12 protein-coding genes and 1 pseudogene are annotated in these 12,867 nt (G+C 31.7%); 7 read left to right on the top strand and 6 right to left on the bottom strand.

Annotation, left to right across the window (positions count from 1 at the left end; genetic code table 11):
- Positions 1-3: 3 nt before the first annotated feature.
- Positions 4-1,393 (top strand): annotated as a pseudogene (pgmL, locus tag AJN69_RS02295) (phosphoglucosamine mutase PgmL).
- A gap of 47 nt (positions 1,394-1,440) precedes the next feature.
- Complete coding sequence (locus AJN69_RS02290) at positions 1,441-1,818, top strand: DUF1090 family protein (protein ID WP_059110959.1); 378 nt, start codon at positions 1,441-1,443, stop codon at positions 1,816-1,818.
- Between the two features lie 30 nt (positions 1,819-1,848).
- On the opposite strand, the gene rsfS is transcribed toward AJN69_RS02290, so the two are convergent.
- Both rsfS and nadD read right to left on the bottom strand, forming a co-directional pair.
- Positions 1,849-2,175 carry a ribosome silencing factor gene (gene rsfS / locus AJN69_RS02285; protein ID WP_002855339.1) on the bottom strand — a complete coding sequence of 109 codons (327 nt, stop codon included), beginning with the start codon at positions 2,173-2,175 and terminating at the stop codon, positions 1,849-1,851.
- A 27-nt stretch (positions 2,176-2,202) separates the two neighbouring features.
- Complete coding sequence (nadD, locus tag AJN69_RS02280) at positions 2,203-2,748, bottom strand: nicotinate (nicotinamide) nucleotide adenylyltransferase (protein WP_070287683.1); 546 nt, start codon at positions 2,746-2,748, stop codon at positions 2,203-2,205.
- 59 nt (positions 2,749-2,807) lie between these two features.
- Between nadD and gap the strand changes: the two genes are divergently transcribed.
- From gap to AJN69_RS02255, 5 genes are read left to right on the top strand one after another with little or no spacing between them, the layout of a single operon-like run.
- Complete coding sequence (gap, locus tag AJN69_RS02275; RefSeq protein ID WP_002866687.1) at positions 2,808-3,806, top strand: type I glyceraldehyde-3-phosphate dehydrogenase; 999 nt, start codon at positions 2,808-2,810, stop codon at positions 3,804-3,806.
- A gap of 2 nt (positions 3,807-3,808) precedes the next feature.
- Positions 3,809-5,011: a phosphoglycerate kinase gene (locus AJN69_RS02270; protein ID WP_070287682.1), complete on the top strand. Its 1,203-nt coding sequence runs from the start codon at positions 3,809-3,811 to the stop codon at positions 5,009-5,011.
- A complete protein-coding gene (locus tag AJN69_RS02265) occupies positions 5,008-5,679 on the top strand; it encodes a triose-phosphate isomerase (RefSeq protein WP_053872840.1) in 672 nt (223 codons plus the stop codon). Before AJN69_RS02270 ends, AJN69_RS02265 begins: the two co-directional genes overlap by 4 nt.
- A 3-nt stretch (positions 5,680-5,682) precedes the next feature.
- A complete protein-coding gene (gene fabI / locus AJN69_RS02260) occupies positions 5,683-6,507 on the top strand; it encodes an enoyl-ACP reductase FabI (RefSeq protein WP_053872841.1) in 825 nt (274 codons plus the stop codon).
- Between the two features lie 3 nt (positions 6,508-6,510).
- Positions 6,511-8,004 (top strand): hydrogenase small subunit, encoded by a 1,494-nt coding sequence (locus AJN69_RS02255; protein ID WP_070287681.1) that lies wholly within the window; start codon positions 6,511-6,513, stop codon positions 8,002-8,004.
- Here the strand turns inward: AJN69_RS02255 and feoB are convergent.
- From feoB to purB, 4 genes are all read right to left on the bottom strand, one after another.
- Complete coding sequence (feoB, locus tag AJN69_RS02250) at positions 8,001-9,842, bottom strand: ferrous iron transport protein B (protein ID WP_053872843.1); 1,842 nt, start codon at positions 9,840-9,842, stop codon at positions 8,001-8,003. The two genes, AJN69_RS02255 and feoB, sit on opposite strands and share 4 nt — an antisense overlap.
- Positions 9,839-10,063, bottom strand: a complete 225-nt coding sequence (locus AJN69_RS02245) for a ferrous iron transport protein A (RefSeq protein WP_002779147.1) — start codon at positions 10,061-10,063, stop codon at positions 9,839-9,841. The genes feoB and AJN69_RS02245 overlap by 4 nt, the downstream gene beginning before the upstream one ends.
- An 80-nt stretch (positions 10,064-10,143) precedes the next feature.
- Positions 10,144-11,484, bottom strand: coding sequence for an MmgE/PrpD family protein (locus tag AJN69_RS02240; protein ID WP_070287680.1), 1,341 nt, complete (start codon positions 11,482-11,484; stop codon positions 10,144-10,146).
- Between the two features lie 8 nt (positions 11,485-11,492).
- Positions 11,493-12,860, bottom strand: a complete 1,368-nt coding sequence (gene purB / locus AJN69_RS02235; RefSeq protein ID WP_002877369.1) for an adenylosuccinate lyase — start codon at positions 12,858-12,860, stop codon at positions 11,493-11,495.
- Positions 12,861-12,867 lie beyond the last annotated feature (7 nt).

Genomic DNA, 12,867 nt, shown 5'->3' with positions numbered 1-12,867 from the left:
GAGATGAATTTGAAGGAAAAAAATGTTAGATGTGATTTTTAGAGAATATGATATAAGAGGGCTTTATGGCAAAGAACTAAATAAAAAAAGTGTTAAGGCTATAGGTTTTTGCTTGGGACAAACCATGCTAAATAAAGGCTGTAAAAATGTAAGTGTGGGCTATGATGCAAGATACAGTGCAAATGAACTTTTTAATTATCTAGTGAGTGGACTTAACAAAGCAGGGATAAAAATCTATGATATAGGGCTTGTGCCAACTCCATTGGGATATTTTAGTCTCTATGAGGGCTTGAAATTTGATGCAAATATTATGATAACAGGCTCTCATAACCCAAAAGATTATAATGGTTTTAAAATCACTATCAATAAAGAAAGTTTTTTTGGTGTAGAATTAAAAGAGTTTTCAAAAGAAGTTTATAAGCATTTAGATGATGAGATTGAAGAAAATTTAGAAGTAGAAAAATATGATATTTTAAGCCTTTATGTGAAATTTATGTGCGAGCAATTTAGTTTTTTAAAGGATTTTAATTATAAATTTGGTGTTGATTGCACAAATGGTGCGGCTGGAGTGGTGATAAAGCCTTTAATCAAGGCTTTAAATTTAAAAGCTCATGTAATGTTTGCAGAGCCTGATGGACAGTTTCCAAACCACGCTCCAGATCCTACAGAAGAAGAAAACTTAAGTGCGATTAGAGAGTTTTTAAATCAAAATCAAGATTATTCTTTAGCTTTTGCTTTTGATGGGGATGCTGATAGAATGGTTGCTTTGAGTAAAACTCATGTATTTTGCGGGGATGAGCTTTGTTATTTGTTTGCTAAAAATATTCCTAATCCACGCATTTTAGGTGAGGTAAAATGTTCTAAAAATCTTTTTGATGAAGTGGCTAAATTTGGAACTATTTTTATGGGAAAAACAGGACATTCTAATATCAAAAAAATGATGAAAGAAAAAGATATTGATTTGGCTGCTGAAGTGAGCGGACATATTTTCTTTAAACATAGATATTTTGGTTATGATGATGGAATTTACGCATTTTTAAGAGCCTTAGAACTTGTTTATAAAGGTTTTGATTTAGAAAGTATGATTAAAGCTTTACCAAAACTTTATACTACGCCTGAAATTAAAATTCCTGTAAATGAAGAAGAAAAATTTAAACTTGTGGAAGAATTTCAAAAAGAGATTGAAAAAGGAGCTTTAAAAGGTGTTAAAAGTCTTTGTGAAATCGATGGAGCTAGGATAGATTTTGGCGATGGATGGGCTTTGCTTCGTGCATCTAACACCAGCCCTTATCTTATCACACGCTTTGAAGCAACTTCTTTAGAAAGAGCAAAAGAGCTTGAAAGTATGGTATTTGCTTTATTTGATGATATAAAAGCTAGGCTTAAGAATTGATGAGATAATATTTTGCGATTTAAATTTATTTTAAAAAGGAATTAAAAATGAAAAAAATACTTGTTCTACTTTCGTTGTGTGCCTTTGCTTTTGGTGCAAGTGAATGTGATAGAAAAATCGATCGTATCAATAAAGAAATCAGTTTTTCTAAAGCACATAATGATACAGCTAGAACTTTAAGCTTAGAGCTTGCTTTAAAACAAGTACAAAATGATTGTGCTAAAGATCCTATGTTTTATGATAAAAAGTTAGAAGCTAAAAAACTTAAAGAACAAGAAGTGGAAAAAATCGAAAAAGAACTTGATGCTTTAAAAGAACAAAAAGATTATATGAGTAAGGCTGAGTATAAAGCTAAAAAAGAAGCTTTAAAAGAACAAAAAGAGAAAATCAAAAAAGAAATTAAAGAATATATTAATAATCTCTAAAAATTAAAAGGCTAATTAAATTTAGTCTTTTTAAACCCTACCTTTTTTAAGATTTTCTAATAATTCTTCTATATTATAAATTCCTCTGTGTTCTGGTGTTAAAAGATGGATTAAAATATCACCAAGATCAATCACGCTCCATTCTTCACTACTATCTATGTTTAAAAATTCCTCACCTTTGGCTTTAAGTTGTGTTTTAAGCTCATCGATCAAAGATAGAGCGTGTCTTTCTCCTAAAGTAGCTGCGATAATGACATATTTTACAAAGTATTCTTGCTCGCTCATGTCAATGGTTTTGATATCTTCAGCTTTTTTTTCATCTAAAATTTTAACGATTAAATCTATTCTTTCTTGCATTCTTTTCCTTTAATTTTTGAAATTGTATCAATTTTTTTGTAATTTTTCATAATATTTTTTTACTTCATCTTTAATTTCTTCACAAACTTCATTTGTATTTAAAGTATTGCGTATAAAAGAAGAAGCGATTTTTTTATCGGTTTTTAAATCTTTGAAATTCTTAGGAATTTCTATATCATTGCGATTGGCAATAACAAATTCTACTAAAGAATTAAGTTTTTCAAAATCATGCCAAAGATGAAGTTTTTCTAAATGATCTGCGCCGATTAAAAGATAAAATTTACTAGGATTATAAAGCTTATAAAGATACTTAACGCTTTCTATGCTAGGAACAGGGTGTTTTTGCTTGGTTTCAAAATCGCAAATTTCAACTTTTGGCAAATGTCCCCAAAGTTTTTTAACCCATAAGAATCTTTGCTTTTCATCAGCACTAAAGTTTTGTTTAAAAGGGTTGATATAAGTAGGCATAATAATAAGCTTATTAATATCTAATTTTTCCAAAGCCTCTAAAACAACGCTATTGTGTCCATTATGTGGTGGATCAAAACTGCCACCAAAAAGTGCTATCTTCATTAAAATTTTAACCTTTTTTTTGTAGAATATTAGCATTATATTTTGCAAAAGGAAATTAAATGGCTGTAAAAGTTGCTATAAATGGTTTTGGACGCATAGGCAGATGTGTTGCAAGAATCATCTTAGAAAGAAATGATATTGAGCTTGTGGCGATAAATGATACTACGGATATTGAACTTACAAAATACCTTTTTAAATACGATACAGTACATGGTGAATTTAAAGGCAGTGTTGATAGTGAAGGCGATGATTTAGTGGTAAATGGTAAAAAAATCAAAGTATTTAAAAGTCGCAATGTAAAAGATCTTGACTTTGCAAAATACGGCACACAAATTGTTTTAGAGTGCACAGGAGCACATTTAACTATGGCAAAATGTCAAGAATTTATAGATATGGGAGTGCAAAAAGTGATCATGAGTGCTCCTGCAAAAGATGATACACCTACTTATGTTTTAGGAGTAAATTCAGAACTTTACAAGGGTGAAAGCATTATTTCTAATGCAAGTTGTACAACAAATTGTTTAGGTCCTGTTTGTCGTGTTTTACAAGATAATTTTGGTATCGAAAAAGGACTTATGACAACGATACATGCTTATACAAATGGACAAAGTATTATTGATGCTAAAGCTAAAGATAAACGCCGTTCTCGTGCTGCAGCACAAAATATCATTCCAACCTCTACAGGTGCAGCAAAAGCTATGAAACTTGTTATGCCTGAACTTAATGGCAAGCTTCATGGACAAAGTATGCGTGTGCCAGTGATTGATGTATCAAGCGTGGATTTAACTGCACAACTAAGCCGTAAAGTTAGCAAAGATGAAATCAATGAAGCTTTTAGAAAAGCTGCAGCTACAAATTTAAAAGGCATTTTAATGGTGGATGATGATGAAAGAGTTTCAAGCGATTTTATCACTTGTTCTTATGGAGCTATTGTAGCAAGTGATTTAACTCAAGTGATTGCGGATGATTTTATCAAGGTGATTGCTTGGTATGATAATGAATGGGGCTATTCAAGTCGTCTAGTAGATATGGCAGTATATATTGCAAATAAGGCTTAATCATGAGTGATATTATTTCTATAAAAGATATTGATTTAACTAAGAAAAAAGTTTTTATAAGATGTGATTTTAATGTTCCTCAAGATGATTTTTTAAACATCACTGATGATAGACGCATAAGATCAGCTATTCCTACGATAAGATACTGTTTGGATAATGGTTGTAGTGTGATTTTAGCCTCTCATTTAGGGCGTCCAAAAGAAATTAGCTCTAAATATTCTTTAGAACCTGTGGCTAAGCGTCTTGCTAGACTTTTAGATAAAGAAATTATTATGGCAAAAGATGTTATCGGCGAAGATGCAAAAACCAAAGCTATGAATTTAAAAGCGGGTGAAATTTTACTTCTTGAAAATTTGCGTTTTGAAAAAGGCGAAACTAAAAATGATGAAAATTTAGCCAAAGAACTTGCCTCTATGGCTCAAGTTTATGTCAATGATGCTTTTGGAGTATGTCATAGAGCACATTCTAGTGTGGAGGCTATTACTAAATTCTTTGATGAAAAACACAAAGGTGCAGGATTTTTACTCCAAAAAGAAATTGATTTTGCAAGCAATCTTATCAAACATCCAGCACGTCCTTTTGTTGCTGTTGTTGGAGGTTCAAAGGTAAGTGGAAAACTTCAAGCATTGACAAATTTATTACCAAAGGTAGATAAATTAATCATAGGCGGAGGTATGGCATTTACTTTTTTAAAAGCTTTAGGTTATGATATAGGAAATTCGCTTTTAGAAGAAGAACTTTTAGAAGAAGCTAATAAAATTCTTACCAAGGGTAAAAATTTAGGAGTGAAAATTTATCTTCCAGTAGACGTTGTAGCCGCTCCTGCGTGCTCACAAGATGCGCCGATGAAATTTGTTCCAGCGCAAGAAATTCCAAATGGTTGGATGGGTTTAGATATAGGACCTGCAAGTGTGAGACTTTTTAAAGAGGTGATTTCTGATGCGCAAACGATTTGGTGGAATGGACCTATGGGTGTTTTTGAAATTGATAAATTTTCAAAAGGCAGTATTAAAATGAGTCATTATATCAGCGAAGGACATGCAACTTCTGTTGTTGGAGGCGGTGATACGGCTGATGTGGTTGCGCGCGCAGGCGATGCAGATGAGATGACTTTTATTTCCACTGGAGGTGGCGCTTCTCTTGAACTTATAGAAGGTAAAGAACTTCCAGGCGTAAAAGCTTTAAGATCTAAGGAAAATGAATGATCTTTGCTGCAAATTTAAAATGCAATCACACAAGAGCAAGCTTTAAAATTTATGCTGAAATTTTAAATAAAACTATGGGAGCAAAATGTGATGATATTATCGTTTTCCCACCTAGTGTAGCATTTTTAGAAAATGAAAATAACTTCATACAAGGAGCGCAAAATTTTTATCCTTGTGTTAATGGTGCTTTTACAGGAGAGCTTGGAAAAGAGCATTTGGACGAATTTGGGATCAAATGTGTTTTAATTGGGCATTCTGAAAGAAGAGCTTTAGGAGATGAAGAATTTATTAAGGCTAAATTTGATTTTGCTAAAGAGCATGGTTATAAAATTGTTTTTTGTATAGGTGAAAATTTAGATACAAAAAATTCAGGCAAGACTTTAGAGTTTTTAAAAAAACAACTTGAAATTATTGATTTAAATTATGAAAAACTCATCATCGCTTATGAGCCTATTTATTCTATAGGAACGGGAGTGAGTGCACAAAGTACAGATATCGCTAAAGTGCTTGAATTTTTAGCGAGTTTAACTAAGGCACCTTTGCTTTATGGTGGAAGTGTGAATGAAAATAATATCAAAGAAATTTTAAGTGTAAAACATTGTGGTGGAGTTTTAATAGGCTCTGCAGCGTTAAAAGTAGAAAATTTTATAAAATTAATCAAAGGATAAAAGATGATTATGAAGGGTAAAAAAGGCCTTATTGTAGGGGTTGCAAATAATAAATCTATCGCTTATGGCATAGCAAAAGCATGTTTTGATCAAGGAGCCCAGCTCGCTTTTACTTTTTTAAATGATGCTTTAAAAAAACGCGTAGAACCTATAGCACAAGAGTTTAATTCTGATTTTATTTATGAGCTTGATGTAAATAATAACGAGCATTTAGATTCTATCGCTGAAAAAATCAAAAAAGATTTAGGTGAGATTGATTTTGTAGTACATGCGGTTGCTTTTGCTCCAAAAGAAGCTTTAGAAAATTCTTTTTTAGAAACTTCAAAAGATGCTTTTGATATAGCTATGCAAACTTCTGTGTATTCTTTACTTTCTTTAACACGTGCGGTTTTACCTATTTTAAAAGATAAGGGTTCGATTTTGACTTTAAGTTATCTTGGTGGGGTTAAATATGTGCCTCATTATAATGTTATGGGTGTAGCAAAAGCTGCACTTGAAAGTTCTGTGCGTTATTTAGCAAGAGATTTAGGGGTAAAAGGAATTCGTGTTAATGCTATTTCAGCAGGTCCTATTAAAACTTTGGCAGCAAGTGGAATAGGGGATTTTAGAATGATTTTAAAATACAATGAAATCAATTCTCCTTTAAAACGCAATGTTAGTATAGAAGATGTAGGAAATTCGGCTATGTATTTACTTAGCGATTTAGCAAATGGTGTTACAGGTGAAATACATTATGTTGATGCAGGATACAACATCATGGGCATGGGTGATGTTGAAAAAAATGAAGAAGGGCAAACTGTTCTTTGTTGGGATAATCAAAAAGGATAAAAAATGGCAAAGCTTAGCAATGAAGAATTAAAAAATATACTTGAAGATCGCATTAAAAAACTTGAGAATTCTACTTTAAAAGAGGATAAGGTTATCAATGAAGAAAGTGTAAAAATTCTTGCTAGGCATTTATCTTTAGGCAATGAAATTCCAGCTCTTGCTCAAAGATTTTTTCAAATCGCACCTAAAACAAAGTTAGTATGGCTTCATCTTTGTGAATGTACAGGGTGTAGTGAGAGTTTGTTGCGTTCTGAGTTGCCAAGTTTTGATGAGCTTATTTTTGATTTTTTTTCTTTAGAATATCATGAAACTTTAATGGCAGCAAATGGCACTAAAGCCGAAGAGCTTTTAGAGCATGTTTTAGAAGAAGATTTTATTTTAGCGGTTGAAGGTGGTGTTGCAGCGATTGATACCTTTTTTCTTACTATAGGAGCACAAGGAGAGAGTGGCTATGAAATTTTAGAAAAACTAGCCGCTAAAGCCAAGGCTATTTTTGCAGTGGGTACTTGTTCAAGTTATGGTGGTATTCAAGCTGCCTATCCAAATCCTAGTAAAACCTGTGGTATTAGTGAAGTTTTAAGTCAGAAAGTAGTAAATATTCCAGGTTGTCCTCCAAGTGATATAAATATCATTGCGACTTTAAGTTTTTTTGCTTTATTTGGAGTTTTGCCTGAACTTGATGAGCAAAATCGTCCTGTGTGGGCTTATGGTAAATGTTTGCATGATATGTGTGAAAGAAAGGCGAAATTTGAAAGTGGGATTTTTGCTGAACATTTTGATGATGAAGCTGCAAAGAATGGAGCTTGTTTATTTAAGATAGGTTGTAAAGGACCTTATACTTACAACAACTGTCCTAAAGTGAAATTCAATGCTAAAACTTCTTGGCCAGTGGCTGCAGGACATGGTTGTATAGCCTGTAGTGAGAAAAATTTTTGGGATGAGTTTGGGAATTATGAAAAGCCTATGGCAAATATTTTTTCTTACGCTAAACTTTGCAATGAAGAGTTAAAACAAGAATTTTTTCTAGAAGAGCAAATTAAAATTTTAGAACAAATAGATTTTGAATTTGAAAGCAATATAAAACTTATTTTACAAAATATAGCTAAAAATAAATTAGGTGCTTTGCTTGTAGAAAATTATAAAAAATCCTTTGAAAAAAACTATGCTTTTATAGAACAAAATTTTGATGAAAATCCTATGCCTTCAAAAGATTTTTGGAAATATCTTGAGATGAGTTTTATTTTGGTTAAAGGCGCATTTTTAAAAGATAAGAATGATTTTTTAATTGCGGCAAAAAATTATGCTTTTAAACATGCAAGTCCTTATGATTTTAAGTTAAATATAAACGCTGAAAAACCAAAGCTTGATGTGAGTAAATCTTTTCGTATGACTTTAATCTATCTTTGCGGTGGGCTTGATTTTGAAGGTATTGCTTATAGTATTTTAAAAGCTTTTGAAGATAATATTACTAAAATTTCATCATTAAAAGCAAGTTAATTTAATAAAATTTTAGCAATATGAAGCCCTATAAAAGCTACTATATAAGCACTTGTGCAGGTAAAAAGAAAGAGAAAGAGAGTGTATTTTAGCTTTCCACTTTCTTTTGAAAAAACTATAGTTGCTGCAAAGCAGGGATTATAAATCATTACAAATAAAATAAAAGCCACTGCACTTGGTATAGGTATGTTTTTAGCGATAATTCCTTTTAAATCATTATTTGTTTCATCTACATCTTTTCCTAGTGAATAAAGCACTCCCATAGTTGAAATCATCACTTCTTTAGCAGCCAAACCACTGATTAAAGATACGCTTAATTTCCAATCTAACTCAAGGGGTTTAAAAATAGGTTCTATACCTTTGCCAAATTGTCCTAAATAGCTTTGTTCTATAGCTCTTTCTTGAGTATTAAAATCATTTAAATTTTCTTCACTTTTTGGAAAATTACTAGCAAACCATATAAGCAAAGAGGCCAAAAGTATGAAAGTTCCTGCTTTTTTAAGATACATTTTGGCTTTATTATAAACCATAAACCAAACTAAATGCCAATTTGGCATACGATATTTTGGCATTTCCATAACAAAAGGTTCATCAAGTCCACGAAATGCTGTCATTCTTAAAAATTTTGCAGCACAAAGTCCTAAAATCGCACCTAAAATATAAATTCCAAAAAGATAATTTCCTGCTTTTTCACTTGGAAAAAAAGCACCGATAAAAAGCACATATACAGGAAGTCTTGCCCCGCAACTCATAAAATTGATCACAAAAAGAGTTAAAAGCCTATCTCTTTTGTTCTTAAGAGTACGTGTAGCCATAAAAGCAGGTACCGAACAACCAAAGCCAGTGATTAGTGGAATAAAACTTTTACCATGCAAACCAAATTTATGTAAAATCCCATCAAGTAAAAAAGCTACTCTTGACATATAGCCTGTGGTTTCTAAAAGAGCTATGCCTAAAAATAAAATCATTATATTAGGTAAAAAAAGTATCACAGCGCCAACACCTGCGATAATCCCATCAGCCAAAGCTGAAGCGATAAAGGTATTAGAAATATTGTTTTTAACAAATTCACCTAAGGCATTAAAGCCTGATTCTATATAATCCATAGGAATTTGTCCTAAGCTAAAGGTGAGTTGAAATAAAAGCCACATTAAAAATAAAAATATAGGCAAGCCAAAGAATTTATGGATAAGTAAGGCATCGATTTTTTTGGTTAAATTTCTTTCTTCTTTTTTGTGTGTAATAATTTTTTTTGAAAGTTCATTAATAAAATATAATAAATCTTCTTTTTCTGGACTTTTTTCGCAAAGCGGAGTATAAAATTGGGATCTTGGAATAAATTTATTTTCAAATAAAATAATAATTTTTTGCAGCAAAAGTTCTAAATTTTCTTTTGTTTTTGCTGAAATTTCAACAACTTGACTTTGAAATTCTTGGCTTAAAACAGAAGTGTCAAGCTCTATACCTTCTTTTTTGGCTTCATCGCACATATTTAAAGCTAAAAGCATTTTTTTATTAAGGCTTAAAAGTTCTGCACTAAGGATAAGATTACGTTCCAAATTGGTGGCATCTAAAACATTAACAATAACATCATAGTCATTTTGATTTAAAAAATGACGTGTGATTTTTTCTTCTTCGCTATATCCATCTAAAGAATAAGTTCCTGGTAAATCAATGACTTCAAATTCATAGTTTTTGTAAAAAGTTTTTGCGCTTGCTTTTTCTATAGTAACTCCGCTAAAATTTCCTACTTTCATATTAGCTTTGCAAAGCGCATTAATAAGAAGACTTTTGCCTACATTAGGCTGACCTACAAGGGCTATTTTGATTTTTTTCATATAAGATTCACTTCTATGGTTTTAGCTTCATCAGATCTTAGGATAACACAACTTGTATCAAGTTCTACCATTATGGTGGCATTTTTTAAAGAGGAGTGAATTTTTTTCAAGTTTTTATTTTTAATAAATCCAAAGCTTAAAAGTCTATTTTTGAGTTCTTTGTGAGCGTTTAAATTGACAATAATAGCCTTTTGTCCATCTTTTAACTCGTTTAAAGTCATTGTAATTCCTAAATTAATAATAAATATTATAATAAAAAAGTGTAATGAAATATCCTTCTTGTAAAAAGAAGGATTAATATTTAAAAAGAAAAGCGGTTTAAATTTTCTAGATTGATGATTTGATCTAGAATTTTGTTAGCTTTAGCATTATCAAGGTAAATTTGTGCATTGGCTAAAAATTTAGCTTTTAATTCTTCAAAACTTAGTGGATTATCAAAATTACCTTTATTGATAAAAACATCTTTTTGGATTATACGTCCATCTTGCAAACTGGCTTCTAAATGTCCTGGAAAATATTTTGGAAAGCCTTGAGATTTTCTTTTTTCGTAACTGATTTTTTTAGCAAATTCTAGTACTTCTTCACGCTTTAAATTTTCATAAGATTCAAGAGTGATTTTACCATCAAAGAATCCTAGAGCCATTAAAAAAGGCATCGAAAATTTAGCTTCATAAGCACTATTTGGAGTGTATTTTACTTCCAAAGGATCGCAGATAAAAGAAATAGGAACTTCATCTACAAAACAATGAATACTTTTAATTTCATCAGCTTTTAAACCATCATTTTTTAAAGCAATAGCACAATCAATAAGCCCATGAGCAAAATGACAACTTGGATAAGGCTTGATTGAAACTTGCATAGTTTGCCAAATTTCTCCTAAGGCTTTGCTAAGTTCTGTTTTATCGCATTCTTCTTCTATACCAAAACATTTAAAGATATTATCCCTACCTTCAAAAATACTCAAAGGTCCACTCATATTGTTTTTAGCAAAATGAGCTACCATAATGCCGTTTTTAATAGCATTGGCAATATGTAAAACTTTTGAATTGGATCCATTGGATAAAAACTCATTAACCCCACTTGCAAAACTTCCTGCAAGTCCTAAAGCATTGATGATTTGTTCTTTGTTAAGATCTAGCAAGATTGCACTTGCACTCACGCTTCCAAAAATTCCTGCAATAGCAGTAGTATGAAAACCACGCTTATGAAAAGTACCTTTGCTTGCAATGCCTACTCTAGCTGCAATTTCCCAGCCTACTATAAAAGCTTTGATGATTTTTTTTGCATCTTTGTTAACATGAAAACCATAACTTAAACAAAGTGGAGTTAAAATCGCACTTGCATGCAAAATCGCTTCTGTATGCGTATCGTCAAAATCTAACGCATGAGAAGCAATGCCATCTAGCATAGCTGCGTATATAGGAACTAGTTTTTGATCATTTACCCAAATAGGAGTATTTTTATCTGTGCTTAAATTTTCAAAAGCTTTAAAAGCATTTAAAACACATTCTTCTTTGCTTGCTGCTATGGCTGTTCCAAGGCTATCAAGCATAAGCTCTTTAGCCCTTTGAACAACTGTATTAGGGATATTTTCATATTTAAGATTGAAAATAAAATCCGCTAAAATTTCACTATAGAACATGATTTTTCCTATTTTAAGATAGCGCTATTTTTGATTTTTGCTAAAAATTCATCTACAAGTTTTGGTGCATATCCTACATAGGTTGTTGCATCAAGTAAAGCATCAATTTCTTTTTCTTTCAATACCTTAGATACTCTTTTATCTGCAAGTAAAACTTCTTTAAAAGTTTTTTGTTTTTCTATACCTAGCATAGCATTTTCATAAACAATTTCATGGGCATGTTGTTTTCCATAATGATCGCTTAATGCAAACATAACACGCTCGGCTAAAACAAAACCATTAAGAGTATTTAAATTTTTAAGCATTTTGTCTTTTTTTACTTCTAAATCACTAAGAGCGAATTTCATATTTGCTAAAACCACAGAAAGCATTAAAAACATTTCAGGTAAAAGCTTCCATTCCATTTTCCAAACTTGACCATCTCTTTCATGTTCATGTCTTTCAATATCGCTTAAAATGGCTAAATTTGCTTTAAAGGCATTGCTTATTGTAACCGCATTTTCGCTTACTGCAGGATTTCTTTTGTGTGGCATAGTGCTTGATCCTACTTGTCCTTTTCCAAAAGGTTCAGCAACTTCATCAATTTCATTATGCGAAAGGATTAAAATTTCATGAGCGATTTTGTTAAAGGTTGCGTTGATATTACCTAGTACAAAACCAAGCTCTATAAAGCGATCACGTGCGGGTTGCCAAGAAATATTAGGCACATCAAGTCCTAAATTTTCTAAAGTGAGTTTTTCTACTTCATTGCACTCATCACTTAAACTTGCTTTAGTTCCTACAGCACCTACTATACTACCTACATAAAGTCTTTTTTCAAGCTCAAGTATTCTTTCAAAATGACGCTCAAGTTCGCTTAACCAAATAGCCACTTTATGTCCAAAAGTAATAGGCAAAGCTTGAAGTGCTAAAGTTCTTCCCATCATAGCAGTGTTTTTATGGGTTTTAGCTAGTTTCGCTAAGGCTTTTGCGATAGCTTTTAATTCACTTTTTACAAGAGTCATTGCTTCTTTAAATTGTAAAACCAGTCCTGTATCGATGATATCTTGAGTGGTTACTCCAAAATGTACATATTCGCCTAAATTATTATCGCAAGCTTTTTCTAATCCTCTTACAGTAGGAACTAAAGGGTGTTTGGTCTTTTTAAATTCAGCAAAGATAAAGTCCATATCCATAAATTTATAATGAGCTTTTTTTGCGATCTCATCAGCTGCTTTTTTAGGGATAATTTTAAGTTTTGCTTGTGCTTTTGCTAAAGCTGCTTCAACATCGAGCCATTTTTGTATGCGGTTTTGTTCGCAAAAAATAGCACGCATTTCCTGCGTGCTCCATGAGTCTGCTAGTAATCTATGATCAAATACGCTAATTCCTGTCATCTTATCT

Source organism: Campylobacter sp. BCW_4338 (assembly GCF_001763255.1).
GTDB lineage: Bacteria > Campylobacterota > Campylobacteria > Campylobacterales > Campylobacteraceae > Campylobacter_D > Campylobacter_D jejuni.
This window is presented reverse-complemented; position numbering and strand designations above follow the sequence as displayed.

Bases quoted from the DNA above. Each gene is read 5' to 3' on its own strand.
- AJN69_RS02270 (WP_070287682.1), top strand. From the start codon at position 3,809: ATGAGTGATATTATTTCTATAAAAGATATTGATTTAACTAAGAAAAAA.
- AJN69_RS02265 (WP_053872840.1), top strand. From the start codon at position 5,008: ATGATCTTTGCTGCAAATTTAAAATGCAATCACACAAGAGCAAGCTTT.
- nadD (WP_070287683.1), bottom strand. From the start codon at position 2,748: ATGAAGATAGCACTTTTTGGTGGCAGTTTTGATCCACCACATAATGGA.
- rsfS (WP_002855339.1), bottom strand. From the start codon at position 2,175: ATGCAAGAAAGAATAGATTTAATCGTTAAAATTTTAGATGAAAAAAAA.
- purB (WP_002877369.1), bottom strand. From the start codon at position 12,860: ATGACAGGAATTAGCGTATTTGATCATAGATTACTAGCAGACTCATGG.
- AJN69_RS02245 (WP_002779147.1), bottom strand. From the start codon at position 10,063: ATGACTTTAAACGAGTTAAAAGATGGACAAAAGGCTATTATTGTCAAT.
- AJN69_RS02240 (WP_070287680.1), bottom strand. From the start codon at position 11,484: ATGTTCTATAGTGAAATTTTAGCGGATTTTATTTTCAATCTTAAATAT.
- feoB (WP_053872843.1), bottom strand. From the start codon at position 9,842: ATGAAAAAAATCAAAATAGCCCTTGTAGGTCAGCCTAATGTAGGCAAA.
- AJN69_RS02255 (WP_070287681.1), top strand. From the start codon at position 6,511: ATGGCAAAGCTTAGCAATGAAGAATTAAAAAATATACTTGAAGATCGC.
- fabI (WP_053872841.1), top strand. From the start codon at position 5,683: ATGATTATGAAGGGTAAAAAAGGCCTTATTGTAGGGGTTGCAAATAAT.
- gap (WP_002866687.1), top strand. From the start codon at position 2,808: ATGGCTGTAAAAGTTGCTATAAATGGTTTTGGACGCATAGGCAGATGT.
- AJN69_RS02290 (WP_059110959.1), top strand. From the start codon at position 1,441: ATGAAAAAAATACTTGTTCTACTTTCGTTGTGTGCCTTTGCTTTTGGT.